Raw genomic sequence first — 17,817 nt, forward strand, 5'->3', positions numbered from 1 at the left:
AAATTTGATCGCGTCATAAATCAAAAACCGTTCATTTGATGCGGCCTTAGCATTCCAGGATTCCGCCAAGCCCAGCTGATCAGCCTAGCGGGACATCATCTAAGATGAAGCGGAATTTGCGTTTTGGCCGCGAGCTTGCCGTGTACGTAATAGATTCGTTACCCTGCGCTATATTCTTCATCTGCTTTTCCAGGTGCTCGGCCACCATCTCCTCAAAGTAGGCCTGTGCCTCCTTGATCACGTTCTCATAGGTGTCCGACGCACCGCACGTTGGGCATACGAAGATAGAATCGCTTGTATGCCCAGCCGGTCCGGTCAAGTCGGATTTGCAATTACCGCACAATATGCGCTGACTCGTGGTTGACATACGGATCTCCAATTCACCATCGCAATAGTTGGCCTAGAAGCAATTCACCGTGTTTCCGGTCCTTGTGCATGAAACGGGCGCAGAAGCGCGCCAAGCTGCAGCCGCAGCTGACTCCTGCGCGCCCACTGATCGAGCGGCCAAATTCCGTCGTTGTTCGTCCTCCGCTATCTGCGAATGCACCGCGGCAGCGTGCTGATTTGCTTCTGCCAAAGTCACTTTGCCTGCTTGCAACCGTTCAGCAATGACAGCTCGCTCAGCTTGCTCGCGATCGAACAGATCAGGATAGGTTAGGTATGGACGAATCGATTGGGCGGCGGCGCTATCGCATTGTTGCTTTGCAATATATTGCTTTGATCCGTCTGGGAATCGAGCCTTGCAATCGGCGAACCCGGCCTGCATCTCGGCAACGGCCGCCTGCTGCTTCTCCTGCAATTCCTTGCGGGCCATGAGCCCACATCCGGCCACGATGAGGCAAAGCGCCGGCACCGCTAAAATGCGCATCAAATTACCCCCAACCCGGTTGCCATCCAATAACAACCTGGAGTCGCAGGCAAGTCCCCAAATCGACTGAGTTGATCTTTTCAGGCCATGTCTGGCCGCTTGCCGGTAAGGCAAAGGAAGCCGTCCTGGCGACTGGCGACCCCGGAGGCGATTAGCTCGGCCACCTGACGGTCGCTATCGGATTGGTCAATTGCCTTCACGAAATGCATTTGCCGATGGCCGTTGCTGCGGTCCTGTTCGAGAAGAGCGATCCGACGCTGAAGCGATGCTTTCACGTCCGAACCCCGAGAATGGCGTAGATCAACTCCGCATCCGTCATTTCCTTCGCGCGGTCCTCCGTGAAGTTGGGATAGGGTGCGAAACCGGCCTTGTTTCGCGAAGCCGCGGAGCCTTCCGCAACGCGCTCAATTGTGCGTTCAACCTGCGCATATTTGGCCGGTCCCATCGCCGACCTCAAACGGCCCCGGTACCACCGCGGCTCCGGCACTGGGCCCTCCTCGAACCATTCCGCGCAGATCACCTTATCTCCTTTGGCAAAGGTGGCCCCCTTCAAGGCTTCGGCAACCTCCCCACTCGGCCTGCGCCACACCACCAGCATTTCATCCGGACGTGCGGTCCTGGCCTCCAACTTAATCAGCCGTGTTTCCAGATGAAGCACGGTCATTGAAGGGCCTCGGGACGGCCATGGATTGATAGCCATTCTTCGACTGTCCGGCACGGCCAAGGTGCGATGATGAAATAATGACCTATAGCCTTTGCCGCTTCGATTGCAGCAAGCTCCTCTGCAGTTACGGGCTGGCTAACATGATAGACATACGGCGGCCGAACCTTGGCGTTTCGGCGGTCTTCCAACTTGGTGACGCGCGATTGCAGATTTCGACCCATCATTGGTGCGTCATCCTTTCCAGCCGCTCCAACCGCTCAGCGAGTTCGGCGGTCTCGAACGCCTTCACCCATGTATCAATCAGCTTGCTGATCTCGCCGGCATCTGCGGGCGTGAGGTCGCCAGAAGCGACCGCAGCAAGGACAGCAGACGAGACCTTCGCGGCGTCCTGGGCGCTGTTGATGGTTGGAAGTTCGAAGATGACGGGCCGATCCTTCCGCGCCGGCATGATGCGATCAAGGCACAGTCGGAGGGCGCCCATGTCGCCGGTAAGGGCTAGGTCGATCGCCTTCCGCGTTAGCGCCTCGGCCTGCCCGTCCAAGAGGGCTTCCATTGCCAGCGTGGTGACATTGCGAGCGCCCTTTGGACGTCCAGTGGGGTTTCCAGACTGTCCCTTTTGAAAAGGCCGCCCCCGCTGTTTCTCGGCTGTTTTTTCAGTTCCCGGCATCGGCGAGCGGCTCAGATGTAGGAACTTCGATGATCAATCTGAAATTCTCATCGATCCCGTAGGTTTGAGATTTCCCCACCTCCTGGTTCACATCCCCGTCGCGCCAGACCTGCTGGTCCCCATCCATTGTCTTCACCTGAAAGCGCACGGTGAATTGTTGCCCGTCTTTTTCGTTTATCGTGAGTGTGATCATTGAGGATCCTAGAGCTTCAGGTACGTCGTCGCGAGAATCGTCGGCTGGACGATGGGATGAGATCCGCCGCCACCGGTGCTGTAGGTGGTGTCTAGGCCATTGGAGCTGTTCACGCGCACGCCGGTCACTGCAGCACTGATGGTCGCGGTGCCGTAGCCAGAGATGGTGAAGCCGCCGCCGCCCGTTGTGCTCGAACTGACGCCAGTAATGTTGTGCCCGTGCGTGTGGCCCGGATCGTAGATACTCGCGGAGTGAAAGTGCGAAGGCATCTGGGCGATTGTCAGCGTCTGATTTTCAGCACCGCCGGCGGCGCCAAGCAGAGTTCCACTCGTACCGAAGTAGGACGATGTCAGCCTTCCTGCCGCGGAGTTGCCCATGTCGTCGAGACTTGCAACGACGCGGCCTCGGCAATCCGGAAGAGCCAACGTCTTGTTAGCCGCAAAGTCAGCAGCCGCGGAGACACCCCGACCGCCAGAGACCGCAAGGTTGGTATCGGCGCTCCAAAGATAAGCGAATAGGGGTTGGGTGTCGGAATTGGCGCGCTCTGTCGCGCCAGAGGTAGCACCCCCGATGGTTCGACCGTTGCAACGAACCCAGCCAGACAGTACGCCCGTGCCGTAAAACTGCATGAAGGCGCCGGTCTGGAAGATAGTCGTCGGATCGACGCTGCTTCCGCCGCCACCACCCGAGCTGGGGCCAATCACCAACACGTTGTCCGCAACGAGTTGCTGGACGCCATTTTTGTCCGTCAGCCTGACCTTGATTGACCCGTCAGCGCAGAACAGCTGTGGGACCCGGCCGGCGGCATCCAACGTGAGCGGATTAGGCCACGGGATACTGAGCCCTGAATCCTGGAAGCAATTTTGCGGGGCGCCGACCGTGCCAGCCTGGATCAGGAATAACTGTCCGCCATTGAGAGGCTTTCCCAACGAGTCAAATTGCTGCGTCATCGACAGCGGGATCGTGCCCGCAGCCAAGGACGGTGTGGCAGAAATCGCGATCAACGCGCCTAGGATCAGACAATTCGATCTGGATGTAATGCCGCGCATAGCCATCAGGCGCACCCCGACAGCGCGACCACATCGATACCATCAGCCTTTAGATTTTCGATCAAGCGTTGCCGGATATATTCCGACTTCGACTGGAGGTGCTTGTTTGCCGCCAGGTCGATAGCCTCGGAGAGGTACTCAGGGGCTCGAAACTGGACTAGTCTTTGGAATCTGGTCGCATCGTCCATGGTAATTCCCAACAGCCACATGCGAGTTGCATGTGATTGAAATTACACGGACTAACGAAGGAGCGTGCGTGAGTTCTGCCTTCCTTGCGAACTTTGTGATTTTTTTGATGGGCTCATTCGGGCGCTCACGCAACGGCCGGCCTCGCAAATGGCGGCTGATGGCCTGCAGATGCTCAGATTAGCCTAGCGATATCTCGGCGAATTGGATAACCTTGGGTTGCGCACCGGGCTACGGGGAGTTCAATTATGAACACACGCTATAGCCTAATCCAGCTGCTTGTCTGCACCACTTTGCTTATCTCGAACTCCACGCCGTCCAGCTCTGCACAGGAAGACTGCCTTCAGCAAGCTCGCATGGGAGTCCTGCCGGGGGCGTGGGAGACAATCAAGAATTACTTCACGTCCCTCGACGTCACGAACCAAGCTACGAGAAATCGATCGCGTCTTCTGCAGCTGCGGGCCGAAATCATCAGTCTCGAAAGCTGGAAACAGCGCCTAATCGAAATTGTCGACGCCCATATACGTGGCAGTTCGGCGGGAATGGGAGTCTCCGAAGATTTACGTCTATCGAAGATACCCGACGCCTTGGCTCAGATCGAGGCAATCACTCGAGAACTGACATGGCTCGCCAAAGAGGGAAATCTATTTGCAGCTGAAGACGCGTTCAAGGAATTGATGATCAATCTTAATGCAAAACGGGTCGACACGCTTTGCAGAATTGCTCAGGAGGCGGCATCGACTGCCCCAAACACCTTACTGATGACAGCGCTAGTGAAAGACCTGAAGAATGAGCTGACAGCCATCTCGGCCGCTGAGGAAGCGCTTGGTAGGTACATTCGGGAAAGTAATAAGTAGCCAGGGTCGCCAGGAATGAAAGAACTGCTCCTTCCACTGGCAAGCGCGTTAGCTACTGCTATCGGCGGCACGTTGGTAGCTTGGTTTTTAGCTCGGGTGCGCGCAGGTCGCTTCTCGCGAACGTTAGATCAGGCCAACAAGGTCATTGATCTTGTCGAGCGATATTCCAAAGGTTACGAGGGCCTAACAAGGATTCCTGAAGGGACGAGAACCGCTGCAGAGCAGCTAATGCAAGACACGATCCGCGCGGTACAGGAGGACTTTTTCACGGATCGGGCGACACTAGCGGAATTTGGGAAAACTACCTCTTCTGTACGCGATTCCCTTCTGTTCTCCATTCCTCACCGCAAGACCATGTGGCTGCCGTTTCTCTTGTTTCATACCCTGCTGTTGTTCATGTTCTACGTTATTGTTGCTAGGGCGCTCCAAGGACAGTGGGAGTTGGGAGATACACTGGCATTGCTAATTGCCGGGGTCTGCGCCGTTGCTATTCGTTTCGCTGTGCGTCTAGTCCCCACATGATAGCGCAAAGACCTCCTTCAACCGCGCATGATTGGCGACTCTGTCATGGGAGCCCGTATTGCGCGTTCACCGGCTTTTGTGGCAGCAGACCAAATCGGTGAAAGTATGAGATAACGTCCTTACTTTCGCGGTCGCCGCTCAGATACCGCCCGAGTGCCTTCGCTTCACCGTCGAGGTACATCTCGAGAGCAATCTTGCTAACGCACCACGTCCCGCCAATTTGGCGACCGATGCCTTCGCTGCCACACCAGTTCCGGATAGTACCTGGCGATTTCTTTGCTCGCTCTGCCGCCTGCTTCAAGGTCAGGCCCTCAGCAGGATCGTAGGGAGTCAGGACGAAGCAGCGATCGAGATTATCGATCATAATCGCTCCACCTGATTCAGGAGGGTTGCGAGCGGACCCGCATTGCCACCTGACCTAGCCAAAGCGTGCTGGATGGTCTCCACCGGGCAGCCGTGCTGGAGGGCCAAGGACGCGACGATTGCCGCGTCCTGAGCGTTGGTCTCGGCAGCCGTGCCGACCTTCGTCCCGTTGATGAACACCTCGGCGATCCGTCCGTCTTCGAACCGGCCGATGCCGCCGGTATAAGACTGGCCGTCGCATTCGAACCGGAAGAGCCAATGGGCTCTCCGATCTTTCAGGCGGGATCTGGGGCGCGTCATTGCGGACCTCCACCCTCTCCATGGGCGCCCAAATCATCCGTAGGCGCCCTTGTTTGGGAGGGGGCGCCCATGGGGTTTTTGGGCGCCCATGGTGCGTCCGGTAACTCCAACACGTACCGGGAACCCGGGCCAAAGCCGTCCCTGGTGGACTTGATGCCCAGCTCGGTCCGAGCATCGCGGAAGGCCTTGCTCTTGCTCAGCCGCTTGTCGTCCTCAAGCAACGCCGCCGCCCGCGCCTGACGCTCGACCTCCAGAACGTCCACCGGTCCGGCCGAGAGGATGTCCCTCAGAAACTGCATGACGTCGTCCTTGCCGCCGCCCGACTGTCCCTTCTTGGCCCCTCGGTTCTCCGAGGCTGACAGGGCTTCGTCGATCGACTCGCTGACGTGGTCGCCCTCGAACATGACATTCGACGACATGACGTCGTCGCCGACCAGGCGCTGCTCGAGCCGGAAGGCCAACCCCTTGCACTTCTTGCCGAGATTGTTTTTGGCCTGGAGCAAGAACCGCCGCTCCTCGTCCTCCGGATCTTCGATCACGGCGAACGCAGCTCGGGCCGCGGCAACGAACGCGATCGAGCCGGCAAACCGGTTCAAGGCGCTCTGATTGCCCCCACCTCCACCCTTGTTGAGGTGCGTAACGGCGACCACGGCGATGCGCAGACGGTTTGCCATGTCGGCCAAGGGCTCCAGCACTTCCCGGGTCTCTACGTTCCCGTTGCCGTCGCTGCCGCCCATGTATGCCGAGATCGGATCGACGATGATCAGCCTGACATTGCCGATTTTCCTCGCCATCTCTTCCAGGAGATCGACGTCGGTCTTCAGGCTGAACGTCTTCCGTCCGGTCCCATCCGGTTTCGTCGCGGCCGAGACGATGTGAACACGGTCACGATCTGCCCCCGCCGCCATGAGGCGCGGGATGATGGTGTCTTGCACACCATCCTCCGCGGACATGAAGATGACGTCTCCCGGAAGCGTCGAGCCCTCACCACACGGCCAGTGACCACCGTTGGAGACAGTGGCCGACATGAATGCGGTCAGTTGGCTCTTGCCCAAACCAGGCGGGCCACCCAACAGGACGAGCTTGCCTTCCGGGATGCGGCCGGGCCAGACCCAGACGAGCTTCTCCGGTTCGAGGTCGCTGGCGCGATGCGCAATCAACCTGCGCTTGGCGGGCTTGGCACCAGACGCGGTTTGATCGGGCTTCTGCTTCGGGGCCGAGGTCCGTTCGGCGTACTGGCCGATCAGCTCTTCCACCTCGCGCCGATCTTGCCCAAAGTATCCGTGAGCGATGGCGATTTCTGAGAGACGATCAACCATCACGTTCTTGGGTACCCATTGGCTCGCCACGGCTTCCGCCAGCGTTGCGGCGGCTTCCGTGAACACGGCGAACTTGGCCTCTTGAGATGCCAGCGCAACGCTGCGCTTGACGTCGCGCAGCACTTTCGCCGCCGTGGGGCCGTACTGCCGTTCGTCCCCGACTTCCGAACCGGCCGCCTCGGCCTCGGCCTGGTTTTCCGGCCTGCCGTTGCCGTTCGCCATCAGCGCTTCGGCACGCCGTTTCAACTCCGCTGCGGTCAGCGGCGCGCGTGAGTGATGAAAATTCATTACGCGGCCTCTGCAACAACGGTGACGGCGGTTTCGAGCCGATAGCGGCCGTGCATGCCCGGAAATGCCCCGGCGTGCGGTTCGCTGGTGGTCGAGATGCTCAATCCCGCTTTCCTCAGCATGTAGATGTAGTGCGAGCACCTGGGACCTGGGGTTTCCAGCAGGGTGATCCCGGTCGATCCGGCGTCGATCAGCCTCCGCAGCATCCAAGCTTGGCGGCCCGTGAAGGTTCGACGTGACCCGTCCGATTTCTGGATGGTGATGCTGCTCATTGCTCCACCCCCGATCCGATGCCGGCGAGGTTTGCGATCAGGTCGGCCACAGCGGGATGCACGCGGTATCGCCGACAGATAAAGTGACCGGCGGGGGTGGCCGGCCTGCGGACGGCTGCCCGCCAGGAGAATAACGGCAGGTCGGAAACCGGTTGGATTTGGGGCCGCTGTTTGCTATAGGTCTTCATCTAGACTGCTTTCTAAGAAAGCTCGGTGCACGTCTGTCCCGCCACAGGATTGGGACGTGCTGCCGGGCTTTTTCGTTGGAGGGGGGTTAAGTTAAGCAACGCGCCGGACTTCAGACGTCGACCGGACCAAGGGTCCAATCTTCTTCTGTGCCCATGCGTCGAGACCGGAGACCGGGTAGAGGGGAAAGCGTCCCGCCAACCGAAAGGGCGGGCCTTCCGAACTCACGCAAGCAAGCTTTGCCAGCGTCTTGGGTGAGCACGGGACATTGTAGGTCTCGACAACATATTTCGCTGCTTGAGCACGCCGCAGCAGGCGTTCGGGGTTGATTTCAGCGTTTTCTTTCATCGGGTCTCTCATCAACTGAGGGGAATCCTCTTCGTCGACGTGAAACCTCTCGCATAGTCGCGAGCACGAAAGCCGCTCAGAACCCGCCCGTAACTGATCATAACCCCTGACCGGAGGTTATGATCAGAGGTCCTTTAGCCAAGCCGTGATGTAGCGGCGAACGGTTGGCTCGGCCAAATCGACACCCTTCTTGGCCCACTCGTTCATGACCGCCTCGGCGAGCTGACTCTTGCTTGGCAGTCGCTTATTCGTACGCCCTGGTCGACCGTGCTGCTTCACCAAGCCAAGGGCATATTCCTTGACCGCATCCCAGTCATATTCGAGCGGGCGCCCGCCCTTGTCGCGCTCTCTAACTTCAACCTCGGCCATGGGGCCAGACGACGAATAATACCAATCTGAAAACGAATCGGCGTCGACTAGAATAGTGGCCCAAAGGCCGTCTGGCTCGTCGATGAAGTTGACGTCGTCGGGCGCACCAGGAACATAAGGACCGAACGGAATCCGGCGCATCTTGCCGGTCGCCACATAGGTCAAGCCATCGTCGAACCAATTCATCGCCGTGTCTTGTGCCCAAGACTCAGGTGGTTGATCAACCCGCTCCCCGGTTTGAGCAAATTGCAGAACGGATCGCAGTTCTCCGGCATTCAGTGCCGTTCGGATCAATTTTTGGCTTTCTTGGTAGGACTTAAAGCGCTCCTCAATCGAGTTGTCTGGCAGCTCTCCCGTCTTGCGATCCCGAAGACTTAGCTCGATGCCCTCCAGCGTCCGCCGGAGATCCTTGAAATGCGAGGTTTCCCCCAATCTCTCGTAAGCATTAATCTCCGAGAGGGTCATCTTGGCATGGTCCCAGAGGCGCTCGTCCAGCTCCCGCGCTATCAGCAACACAGCCCGTTCGAGGGCGTAGAATCCCTTTGGGACAAAGTCCGCCATTGCACTTCCGCTTGTGCTCCGCATATGGACGACGCGGCAGGCTGGTGCGGACCAGCTTTTCGGGAGCTACCCTAGCCGCGTCGATTGGTCAGGCCTTCCGAAACTGGACGACCTTGTTCTGCTTCTTTCCGTTCATGGCATCATCGATGTGCCTGGCGATGCGGTCGGCAGCTGCGAGCAGCGCCGAATCGATCTTGTGAATGTAGCCCATCGTCACGTTCCCCTTCTTGGAGTGGCCGATGAGGGCCTTGATGGTTGGTAGGGTGTAGCCGAGATCCTCGGCAGTAGAGCTGAAAGAATGCCTCAGTCCGTGACTTGTGATCCCCGGGACGTCCTTGGCCGACACCTTCTGCAGCCATCGCGTCAAGCCGGTATGGTGTTTCGTGTCGGTCGTTATGGCAGGGAACACATATTTCGACTTGGACTTGGCCATCGCCGCCTTCACGACCGCAATAACTGCCGGCCCGACAGGACGGATGCTCTTGCCAGTCTTGCTATCGCCGAGGCGAAGGGCCATCCCGGTGGTGTCCACCTCGGTCTTCAGCAATCCCTCCACCTCGTCCAATCGGCAACCAGTCATGGCGGATGTCCGGCTCGCGAGTACGCGCTGCCAATGCTCGCCGTTTGCCTCGGCGGTGGCGAGGCACTTACCCAACCGGCGATACCCGGCGTCATCCAGGCGCCACTCTCTGGTTTGGTCTTTGGGACGCCGAATGCCGCTAACCGGATTGTCGGGTCGATAGCCCTCGTCGACGGCGTAACTGAAGATGCCGCCCAGCAGCCCCATCGTCCTGGCTGCTGTTCCCCTCCCGCCAGTCACAATCGCCCGGCCCCGGGTTTTGGTCTTCACGTCGGCCGCGGATTTGCCCGCGATAATGTCGCGCTGGAGGCCCTTTGCGTCTGTGGAGGTGAAGCCCTTCACGGTCTTCTTGCCGATCAGCTTGATGATGTGGCGCTCAATGCGGCCCTTATCGCTGTACAGGGTCGTCTTGCTTTTGACCTCGCCCCGCCGCGTGAGGATGAGCCCCCGCTCGGCCTTATCCAGGTACTCGCGGCATAGTTCCTCGACGGTCATGGCGCCGCGGGCGAGCTTCTTGCTTTCGACCGGATCTGCGCCCCTCACCACGTCTGCCAAGGCCAGCTTGGCGTCTCGGCGAGCCTCCTCGGGGGTCAGCACGCCGTAGCGCCCCAAAGTCAGCCGGCGGCTGCGGCCATTGGCATTCCGGTACTGCACCAGGAAGGACTTGGCCCCGCTCTTCTTCACGCGCAGGCCAAAGCCCCGGAGCTCGTCATCCCATACGAAGACGTCGTCTCCGGTCGATTCCGCGGCATCGACCACGCGCTTGGTTAGTTTGGGCAAGATTCCCTCGAGGTAAGCACCGGGTAAGCAGGCGCCGGAAAACGGGGGAAATCTGAGGAAACGACCGTAGCCCCCAAATCAGGCTGTTTTACCCTATATGTGAGGGCTATCAATTCCAAGGGATTTCAGGTAAGCAAGGGCAATCAATTCACCCTTGCCCTCCGAAGGCAAAGGTCACACGTTCGAATCGTGTCGGGTGCGCCATATTTACAAGCACTTAGCTCCATCGTTTTTTCGGTTGCATCGCGGTGGCTACCAAGGGGCTACCAGCTGGTCGAATCGGTGAGCGATTGGGCGAAGTGACCGGACAAACTTCGTTCATCGAAAGCATCATGGGATATTCCGGCCGCGGCTAGGTCTGGCGAGTGCGTGCCGAAGGGCGTACCTCCGCGAACGGTAGCTATGGAGACAGCTCAACCTCTGTGTCGGCAGCTCAGGTGCTTTTGCCTCGCCACAAAACAAACGGTGGCTCAAGCCTTACCGGGTATCCCCGCCCCCATATGGACAGGGCCCCCGGCGGTCCCCGGCCTCGCTTTTTGAGGGCCCCTTCTTTTACATAGCCTAGGAAAAACGATTTAGCGCCCCCTGGAGCACATCTCTTGAGCCTGAAACTCCAGCCATCGAGCGCGAAGAGCGCTGCGATCTGGAAAGCGGCTCGGCTCTACAAAGAGCTGTTGGCCGTCAAATTGCATATACTCACTATCTGCAAGTCTTTCGCTGGCTGACACCAGCCCGTCCTCGGGATTTATCGCAATGAGGTTTAAATCGAAGAGTGTGTGGAGATCGCTTCTTAAAAGCAGCCCGTTGGACGGATGGTGGTCTCCCTCTCCCCGATAAGGTCGTATATGAGCCGCCTCCAATATTTCAACCACACTGCAATTGGAAATGACACACCTGCTCGCGTATTGCTCCAGTAGCGCAAGTCTAAAAGTCTGCTGGCCCCGTCGTAAGCGTATTGCGCGTAAGGCTGATACTCGATGGTCTTCACCAGGTGGCGTTAAGTCGGGCTCGCCATCTTCAACATAAGGCGTGCGAACGTCTCGGAGCCAGCCGACCAATCTTTGATACGATTCCCGTCCTTCCCAACTTCCAACAAAGCTTACGATCTCGTCCAACGCGACAGGCATAATTGCAAGTTGGTTACTCCTCCGGAGGTGAAACCGCTTGAGCTCGATATTACTCACGGGTCGAGCGGTAGGCATCCAGTCGCGATCAAAATGAGCCCGAAACTTTCTAACCTCCATAGTGGTCAATTTCGGCGCTATAAATTCATGCCCTCTTTTGCATCGACCGCGCTCGGTCCATTTTCTGGACTGAACCATCTGCCCACATGACGGACAGCGGGCGATTACTTTCTCCCCGTAGGACATTTCTATGTGGCCGATCCGCCCAACTCCCTGCAACTCGGTTCTTGAGCGTACAAAGAGCAAGTCTCCCGCTTTCACCTGCTTATGGTTCTGAACGTTACTATCGTAATCGTAGTGAACCCCGACTTGATCATCATATGGACTTGAAGCGTCATCGAATGCCATCGCCAGCCACGCACGCCGACCGTCCATAATTTGCGTTGTTACGTCGATCGGTTTCTCACTCATCAGCGGGCCGCTCTCTCGCAAAATCCAAAGCGTGAATAGGCCTTCGCACAACGTCAAATGCGTCCACGAAGAAGGTCGGTAATGCCCCCGCATCCGCAATTATGCTTTGGAAGGGCTCGACCAAGATCGATTGCGGTTTGATACTCCAAAAAGGATGGACCACGACATAATTCTCGGTATGACCATTCCTTTGAACTTGTACTCCCGGCAACCTGTACTTCCCGTATTCGCGAAAAGACCTAGTCGTGGGTTGTATGCGGACTAGCTCGCGAGCCGCCACACTTGAAAACGCGAGCCAATCCTCTAATTCACGGTACCGTTTCCAATTGCCGTCCAAGCCGCAATTATAGTCATGATCAATCATCGCGCGTAAAAATCCTATTCCAAGCCTCCAATCCAAAAGGCCGTGATAGCTGCGGTTGCTGTAGCGCTGTAGGCAACGATAGCAGGCTTGCGCGCACTCTTTACGGTGCGTCGCGTCAAAGTATGAGCGCACTAAGATGTCATCAGGATTATCCAAGACGGACCGAATCAGATTCACTACAAGCGGCTCGCCGCCTTCAGTGCGCTCTGATAGCCTTTGACAGAATCCAGCTCCATTCACCAAAAAATCAGAAATTTGCAGAAGCGGCTTACCCTCTCTGAGGCGCGGCTCCAAGGCTTCGAACTCCTCCGGTGCCAGGTCCAATTCAAGCGCTGCACGTTGAACAATGATTTGCGTCGCACTCAGAGCTGCTGCTCTGACACTAGTCTGCCATTGTTCACGACCTATCCGCGCCAGCGCCAGACCTGGCGGCACTTCCTGCAGACCGAGCCAGAGAGCATCTGTCGACTTTCGAGACATAAGCCGAATGCCCTGTTCTACATCGGGAGCACCCAATTCCCAACGACTAGGATTTTTGTCGTAAGCGGCTACGTCAACGAACTGATTGCGCAGACGAAATGATCCAGCTCTATTCGGAGTACGTGCTTGATCGTGAACGTGCCGAACATCGTAGCCCCTTGAGCCCGCTCCTCCGTTATTTGCAGGACCGTCATTTAGTCTGAGCACGACTGCGCCCGTTCCGGCATGCATGGTCATGTTCGTATTAGTCACTGGAGCGGTAGCTACTTCGGCTATTTCTGCAACCACCACGCGGCGCAACACCTCAGTGCGCTCGTTCTCATCCACCTTCCGAGGGTGAAAGTCAGTCCTGAAACCTGCAGGTACAAAATACCGCCGGAACGCATCGCGTTCAATTCGACTTGAGCAGTCTGCACAAAGGACGGCATCCGACGGTGCAGGTTGGCGCGACGCTGTGCCTTGACATCTCGGACACTTTGCCAAGAACCAAGCTTCAGTAAACCAGCGGGCAGTCGGGTCCACGGGCGCAAATAGTCCGGCCTTCCAACGACGAGGTTTTGGAAGGGACCCTGTAAAGCCGATCGGCTGATGAAGCCGTTTGTCCCTTACTAGAGCTTGGCCGGGAGCAAACTCGTAGATGGCCACGTCCATGTCTCGGTCGATGCTATCCCACGCCAGCCCGTCATTAGCGGCCGCCTCCAATCCAAGATACAATGGGCGCACTCGCGTCGGCATCCCATACATCGGAAGCAAGCCGAACTCCGCCAAAAACTGGGCAAGCCCTCCATCAAATATCTGTCCTGCTTCAGAAAGCGAGTCGATCTCGGACATGATCGTATCGACCGAAGCACGGGCCAATAAGCTGCTAGTGCGGTCCATGATTCCGGCGCCCAAAGCTAACGCGAACGAATCCCTGATGCCGACGGTGCTTTCGAGCGAGCTTCGCAACTGAGAAGCCCAAGGTGTACCCGTCGCGTAGAATTCAGACGCCAAAAGATATTCACCGTGTATGTCAGGTGGGTTATCATCTCCGGGCCAAGGAACGGTCTCACGCCGCATGTTGGCAAAAGCCGCCGAGAGCCACACCTTCCGCAATAAGCGAAGGGGAATGTCTAAATGATCCGTCGCCAGGAATGGTGGAGGAGGCTTATCCCCAGTTATCGCTTTCGGATTGCGGAAATAATGAAGATCATGACTTCTGCTTCTGCATAGCGTTACGACTAAAGAGTACGCCTGCCCTCTTCGACCCGCTCGACCAACGCGCTGCTGATAATTGAAGCGCTGTGGCGGCATGTTAGCCTGATAGACTGCCTGCAGCGCACCGATGTCGATCCCGACCTCCATCGTCGTTGTGACTGAAAGCATGTCGATTTCGCTAGCTGCGCGCTCAAGTGCAGCGTCTTGGCTGGAATCAGCACTGACGAAAATGCCTCTGAACCTCCTCAGCCGTTCGGCTGGCTCACTCGTTTGCCCAGTGAGCTCTTCACAACGCAGGCGGAACGAAGGAACCATCTCCGCTTCGCCGCGAACAATCCGCCTGGACAAAAAATTCGATCGCCACAGATCGTCTACAGGTCCTGTTGGTTCTGCAGGCAGTTTTTTGTAGCATCGTGTGCAGAAGCCCGTACCAGAGTGCAGATGTACTCGTCCACAGCCATCGCACCGGCGGTATGGATCACCAGATCTAGTTAAATAGATGTTCAGCTTAGATGCATCAATAATTCCGTTGGAATGGCCGAGAGCGGTCAACTTCGCCAACAGCACGCGAAGCTCTTCCTCTGGATCATCTGGCTTTGAGGCGCCTGCAAAGCGACGAACTCGGTTCGTGTTTGTGCGAGGAATTTGATCAACTCCGGGCCACAATTTCGTGTCGTCTGTGACCCATCGATTGGATGATACCCGGTACGCGTCAGAAAATACCCTCAACCAAGCATCTAACCTGTTCGCGTCCGGATGCGCGGTTTCGAACAGAGACGCGTAGCCAAGGCCCGTCTCCTCCAAGGCGAAGTAGGTCTTGGAAAATAGCACTTCATCAATGTAGGGCTCTTGTTCGGTTAGCACCTCCGTCCGGGCCCCTTGCAGGGCCGTGGCATCCGCCCCTTCAATACGCCATCGAAAAGAACCATCAGGCGCGCGCGTGAACAGCTGGGGCCAATCGAAGCCATTGATCTTTCCCACGCCCGCGTCGTCGGTGGGATGGACCCCCAGTCGAATGAGCTCATTTAGCATCGGGCTAGTAGGATGGCCCGGACGCGCGGAAGCAATCGGCTGTTCGATTAGTTCCGCGAGTGGAATGCGCCGTTCATCAACCTCTTTCGGAAGAGACCCAAGCTTAGCGCTAAGCTCAGTTACGCGAGCATATTGCTTTTCTGCAATGGCTTTATTCCACTCAAGTTCTAACTGTTCACGAGATGGCCCAGAACGCCGCTGGCTCTGATATCGCCTCGCTGTCTCGATGACAGTTTGTCGCCGCAAATCTTGATGATGCCGGCGCTCGATGTTAAGCGCCGAATTTGCGGCATCCTGTCGACTATCTGAGAATACGATAGCTTTCGCGGACATGCCGCCGGCCTGTAATAGTTCAAAAATTTCCGTGGCCACGAGTTGAGACGTTTGACCGAAGCCAGTGCGAAAGCTTCTGATGGGCGAGAAACGCGGCTTCTTGCGTTGCGTATAGTCGGTGCCACAGGCAGGGCAACAATCCGGTCCAGCGGTCCCTGCTGAACGCGGTCCCCTCTGGTGGCTAAACTGACCCACCCGCCGGTAGAGCTTTCCCGCTATAAGACAAGGATCTAAAGACGCATTGGGCGGCGACACCAATCCCGTTCGGGTATCGAGGGAAGCGTCGCTCCAGACCTCTCCCTGCCCAACGTTAACCGGAGTTTCGTTCTTCGGCCAAAATATCGCAAAATCTTCGTAGCTTAAGTCTTCATACTGACCTGATGCTGCAGCTTCAGGAAGATTTTCTAGCATCGGCGAAGCCGGCAACAACTCAACAGCCGCGGCTCCGAAGGCTCCCTGTCCTCTCATCCCGCCGACAAACGCTTCTCCGCAAGCTTCGCAATAAACGAGCTCAAACGAGCGTCGATAACCTAGGTCCTCGGAAAACGTGTATGTAGTTCCACGTTCGACGGACACGCCATCGAATGATATTTGGCCCTCCTGGTTCCTTGGCGTCGCGAACATTCCCTCTAAGCTTCGAAGAAAGATATGCATTCTGAAGCTGGGTGTGGTTTCATCAATACTTTGGTTGCAGATTTGTTTGGCTCTGTCGCCCAAACCCCTCAGAATCAGCAATCCTCGCAGAGCCTGCATTGCTTTTGAGTCGTTCGTCCCAAATAGTCGCTGTGCAATATTCTCAAGACTTGTCGCGCGCAGGCTGTCGGGATCGCCGTCTTTTATACACGCCCGCACAAGGGTAGATGCCGCCGCCTCGATCGCTCTCGGCAATGCTACCGAAAACTCGGTTGAGCTTTGATTGGGGAAGAACAGTTCGTGAATTCTTCGGATGTGATTTTTGCTCGCTTCGTTGTTTGGAATGTCCGTTATAAGGCCTTCCGCTCCAATAAGTTTAACAAGAGCGCAGAACGGCTCTGGATCTAACCTGGAAGGCCCCTGCCGCTCCGGTACAACGGGGTGGCCGGGAACAATGCACTTACGCCAAAATTCCGGCGATGTTGCACCCAGGGACTTCTCGCTCTCAAACGTCCCAAGGTTTGCAAAAAAGTCGTTTAGATATTTTACGCTTCGATCTCCTTCAGGGCCCTGAGACGGCAGCGATGCGCTGGATGCAAGTATTCGCAGCTTGTGGCGATGCTCGGGAGTATTGAGACCTAATCGTTGAACGAGAGCCCGCACGAGGCCAGCTATTTCAGTACCAGCAGAGCCACGTATCAGATGAAGTTCGTCCAGTACGAGGTAGAAGTATGCTTCCGCTTCAGACTCTAGCCACTTTCGGGTTTCATCAAAGATCCGATCCTCGACCTCGCGGGAGAGCATCGCACTTAGCATGGAGACGTTAGTTACCAGAATGTCGGGCGGATAGTGCTGCATATCCCAGCGACTACAGAGCTCGCTGCCATCAATTGATGGAAAGAGATAGCGTGTAGCCTCTTCCAACGGAGACTTCTCGTCGTAGTCGCGCGCCTCTTGTTGAATTGATTGTATCGCACGAAAGGCTTGGGCGAGCTCTTCTGTTTTATCTTTCTTACGCTTCTGTTCGGCAGCATTCGTTCGGCGGGGATGTACAAGATGACCGGTCACTGGAGTTGCACTCGTGTAACGGCCGAAAAAAATGCGATTCCCACGAAATCGTCGGTCCATCGTCGCACGAGCCTCTGGCGAATCTAGGGCTCTTCGCAATCGCGTCATCTGATCCTCGACGAGCGCATTCATCGGATAGAGGACCAATGCCCTAACGCTGCTAGGCCGCGCTTCATTCAACCTCCTACACTCAAACGAGCTTTGTTCACGATCCCACCATCTGCCTCCCAGATAATTGGCCTTTGGCGGCGACCAGTGCACCGCTTCATTAGAGATCGCTGCCAAAATCGGGAGCATAAACGATTCAGTCTTGCCCGAGCCTGTGCCCGACGTCACTATTCCTGGGTGGCCCGGTCGAGTGCCTCTTTCGAGCATGGCGACCTGGTGAGTGAACGCATCGAAGCGTGCCTTACGCTTTACACGACCAGTAAGGTCGTCCTCGCCTGGAAACAGCCCCGACAAAGCAAGCTCGGCGAAAGCAACACGCGCTTCCTGAGAAAAGTGTTGCAGAGGATTTTCCCTGAAATTTTCAACAATCCGTTCTAAACGCCAACCCGCCGGCCTGTAGCGAGGCACAGGTTCGAGAAATGGGACCGTCGCCAATGATCCAGCGCTTTGGAGCAAGGCGGTGCGAGCCGCCGCTAGTCCAGTCTCTCGAACGCGGAACGCTGTGTCGAGATAAGACAGAAGAAAATCCTGAATCCTCTCAAATCCGCCAATTGGATCAAGCACCGGCAACCTCC

General features: G+C 57.0%; 18 protein-coding genes. 2 read left to right on the forward strand and 16 right to left on the reverse strand.

All coding sequences use genetic code 11. The features are described 5' to 3' along the window. Positions 1 to 400: 400 nt before the first annotated feature. The 7 genes from GGD65_RS15525 to GGD65_RS15555 form a co-directional block, all read right to left on the reverse strand. On the reverse strand, positions 401 to 814 hold the full coding sequence (locus tag GGD65_RS15525) for a hypothetical protein (RefSeq protein WP_246783284.1): 414 nt from the start codon (positions 812 to 814) through the stop codon (positions 401 to 403). 134 nt (positions 815 to 948) lie between these two features. Further along, complete coding sequence (locus GGD65_RS15530; RefSeq protein ID WP_183235803.1) at positions 949 to 1,143, reverse strand: hypothetical protein; 195 nt, start codon at positions 1,141 to 1,143, stop codon at positions 949 to 951. Then, on the reverse strand, positions 1,140 to 1,532 hold the full coding sequence (locus GGD65_RS15535; RefSeq protein WP_183235804.1) for a hypothetical protein: 393 nt from the start codon (positions 1,530 to 1,532) through the stop codon (positions 1,140 to 1,142). The genes GGD65_RS15530 and GGD65_RS15535 overlap by 4 nt, the downstream gene beginning before the upstream one ends. A gap of 220 nt (positions 1,533 to 1,752) precedes the next feature. Next, a complete protein-coding gene (locus GGD65_RS15540) occupies positions 1,753 to 2,199 on the reverse strand; it encodes a DUF5681 domain-containing protein (protein ID WP_183235805.1) in 447 nt (148 codons plus the stop codon). Beyond that, on the reverse strand, positions 2,186 to 2,392 hold the full coding sequence (locus GGD65_RS15545) for a hypothetical protein (protein ID WP_183235806.1): 207 nt from the start codon (positions 2,390 to 2,392) through the stop codon (positions 2,186 to 2,188). Before GGD65_RS15545 ends, GGD65_RS15540 begins: the two co-directional genes overlap by 14 nt. 8 nt (positions 2,393 to 2,400) lie before the next feature. After that, positions 2,401 to 3,447 carry a hypothetical protein gene (locus tag GGD65_RS15550; RefSeq protein WP_183235807.1) on the reverse strand — a complete coding sequence of 349 codons (1,047 nt, stop codon included), beginning with the start codon at positions 3,445 to 3,447 and terminating at the stop codon, positions 2,401 to 2,403. Then, on the reverse strand, positions 3,447 to 3,629 hold the full coding sequence (locus tag GGD65_RS15555; RefSeq protein WP_183235808.1) for a hypothetical protein: 183 nt from the start codon (positions 3,627 to 3,629) through the stop codon (positions 3,447 to 3,449). Before GGD65_RS15555 ends, GGD65_RS15550 begins: the two co-directional genes overlap by 1 nt. A 246-nt stretch (positions 3,630 to 3,875) precedes the next feature. Between GGD65_RS15555 and GGD65_RS15560 the strand changes: the two genes are divergently transcribed. Further along, positions 3,876 to 4,484 (forward strand): hypothetical protein, encoded by a 609-nt coding sequence (locus tag GGD65_RS15560; protein ID WP_183235809.1) that lies wholly within the window; start codon positions 3,876 to 3,878, stop codon positions 4,482 to 4,484. Positions 4,485 to 4,499: 15 nt separating this feature from the next. Next, a complete protein-coding gene (locus GGD65_RS15565) occupies positions 4,500 to 5,006 on the forward strand; it encodes a hypothetical protein (protein ID WP_183235810.1) in 507 nt (168 codons plus the stop codon). A gap of 43 nt (positions 5,007 to 5,049) precedes the next feature. On the opposite strand, the gene GGD65_RS15570 is transcribed toward GGD65_RS15565, so the two are convergent. From GGD65_RS15570 to GGD65_RS15610, 9 genes are all read right to left on the reverse strand, one after another. Further along, on the reverse strand, positions 5,050 to 5,370 hold the full coding sequence (locus tag GGD65_RS15570) for a helix-turn-helix domain-containing protein (RefSeq protein ID WP_183235811.1): 321 nt from the start codon (positions 5,368 to 5,370) through the stop codon (positions 5,050 to 5,052). Then, the gene (locus tag GGD65_RS15575) at positions 5,367 to 5,669 is read right to left on the reverse strand and encodes a hypothetical protein (protein WP_210317027.1); all 303 of its coding nucleotides are present in this window, start codon (positions 5,667 to 5,669) and stop codon (positions 5,367 to 5,369) included. Before GGD65_RS15575 ends, GGD65_RS15570 begins: the two co-directional genes overlap by 4 nt. Next, positions 5,666 to 7,210 (reverse strand): AAA family ATPase, encoded by a 1,545-nt coding sequence (locus tag GGD65_RS15580; RefSeq protein ID WP_183235812.1) that lies wholly within the window; start codon positions 7,208 to 7,210, stop codon positions 5,666 to 5,668. Before GGD65_RS15580 ends, GGD65_RS15575 begins: the two co-directional genes overlap by 4 nt. A 65-nt stretch (positions 7,211 to 7,275) precedes the next feature. Beyond that, positions 7,276 to 7,548, reverse strand: a complete 273-nt coding sequence (locus tag GGD65_RS15585) for a hypothetical protein (RefSeq protein WP_183235813.1) — start codon at positions 7,546 to 7,548, stop codon at positions 7,276 to 7,278. A 279-nt stretch (positions 7,549 to 7,827) separates the two neighbouring features. Continuing rightward, positions 7,828 to 8,082: a hypothetical protein gene (locus tag GGD65_RS15590; RefSeq protein WP_183235814.1), complete on the reverse strand. Its 255-nt coding sequence runs from the start codon at positions 8,080 to 8,082 to the stop codon at positions 7,828 to 7,830. Between the two features lie 123 nt (positions 8,083 to 8,205). Continuing rightward, entirely contained in the window at positions 8,206 to 9,012 is an 807-nt protein-coding gene (locus GGD65_RS15595; protein WP_183235815.1) for a hypothetical protein, read from the reverse strand. A gap of 88 nt (positions 9,013 to 9,100) precedes the next feature. Beyond that, a complete protein-coding gene (locus tag GGD65_RS15600; RefSeq protein WP_183235816.1) occupies positions 9,101 to 10,372 on the reverse strand; it encodes an integrase family protein in 1,272 nt (423 codons plus the stop codon). A 575-nt stretch (positions 10,373 to 10,947) separates the two neighbouring features. Beyond that, complete coding sequence (locus tag GGD65_RS15605; protein WP_183235817.1) at positions 10,948 to 11,967, reverse strand: HNH endonuclease; 1,020 nt, start codon at positions 11,965 to 11,967, stop codon at positions 10,948 to 10,950. After that, a complete protein-coding gene (locus GGD65_RS15610; protein ID WP_183235818.1) occupies positions 11,960 to 17,806 on the reverse strand; it encodes a DEAD/DEAH box helicase in 5,847 nt (1,948 codons plus the stop codon). Before GGD65_RS15610 ends, GGD65_RS15605 begins: the two co-directional genes overlap by 8 nt. Between the last annotated feature and the right edge of the window lie 11 nt (positions 17,807 to 17,817).

This window comes from Bradyrhizobium sp. CIR18 (assembly GCF_014198295.1).
GTDB lineage: Bacteria > Pseudomonadota > Alphaproteobacteria > Rhizobiales > Xanthobacteraceae > Bradyrhizobium.

What these genes read in the sequence shown, in the direction of transcription:
- GGD65_RS15550 (WP_183235807.1), bottom strand. Translation starts at nt 3,447, where the DNA reads ATGGCTATGCGCGGCATTACATCCAGATCGAATTGTCTGATCCTAGGC.
- GGD65_RS15570 (WP_183235811.1), bottom strand. Translation starts at nt 5,370, where the DNA reads ATGATCGATAATCTCGATCGCTGCTTCGTCCTGACTCCCTACGATCCT.
- GGD65_RS15575 (WP_210317027.1), bottom strand. Translation starts at nt 5,669, where the DNA reads ATGACGCGCCCCAGATCCCGCCTGAAAGATCGGAGAGCCCATTGGCTC.
- GGD65_RS15525 (WP_246783284.1), bottom strand. Translation starts at nt 814, where the DNA reads ATGGCCCGCAAGGAATTGCAGGAGAAGCAGCAGGCGGCCGTTGCCGAG.
- GGD65_RS15545 (WP_183235806.1), bottom strand. Translation starts at nt 2,392, where the DNA reads ATGATCACACTCACGATAAACGAAAAAGACGGGCAACAATTCACCGTG.
- GGD65_RS15535 (WP_183235804.1), bottom strand. Translation starts at nt 1,532, where the DNA reads ATGACCGTGCTTCATCTGGAAACACGGCTGATTAAGTTGGAGGCCAGG.
- GGD65_RS15595 (WP_183235815.1), bottom strand. Translation starts at nt 9,012, where the DNA reads ATGGCGGACTTTGTCCCAAAGGGATTCTACGCCCTCGAACGGGCTGTG.
- GGD65_RS15590 (WP_183235814.1), bottom strand. Translation starts at nt 8,082, where the DNA reads ATGAAAGAAAACGCTGAAATCAACCCCGAACGCCTGCTGCGGCGTGCT.
- GGD65_RS15555 (WP_183235808.1), bottom strand. Translation starts at nt 3,629, where the DNA reads ATGGACGATGCGACCAGATTCCAAAGACTAGTCCAGTTTCGAGCCCCT.
- GGD65_RS15585 (WP_183235813.1), bottom strand. Translation starts at nt 7,548, where the DNA reads ATGAGCAGCATCACCATCCAGAAATCGGACGGGTCACGTCGAACCTTC.
- GGD65_RS15565 (WP_183235810.1), top strand. Translation starts at nt 4,500, where the DNA reads ATGAAAGAACTGCTCCTTCCACTGGCAAGCGCGTTAGCTACTGCTATC.
- GGD65_RS15540 (WP_183235805.1), bottom strand. Translation starts at nt 2,199, where the DNA reads ATGCCGGGAACTGAAAAAACAGCCGAGAAACAGCGGGGGCGGCCTTTT.
- GGD65_RS15560 (WP_183235809.1), top strand. Translation starts at nt 3,876, where the DNA reads ATGAACACACGCTATAGCCTAATCCAGCTGCTTGTCTGCACCACTTTG.
- GGD65_RS15580 (WP_183235812.1), bottom strand. Translation starts at nt 7,210, where the DNA reads ATGGCGAACGGCAACGGCAGGCCGGAAAACCAGGCCGAGGCCGAGGCG.
- GGD65_RS15605 (WP_183235817.1), bottom strand. Translation starts at nt 11,967, where the DNA reads ATGAGTGAGAAACCGATCGACGTAACAACGCAAATTATGGACGGTCGG.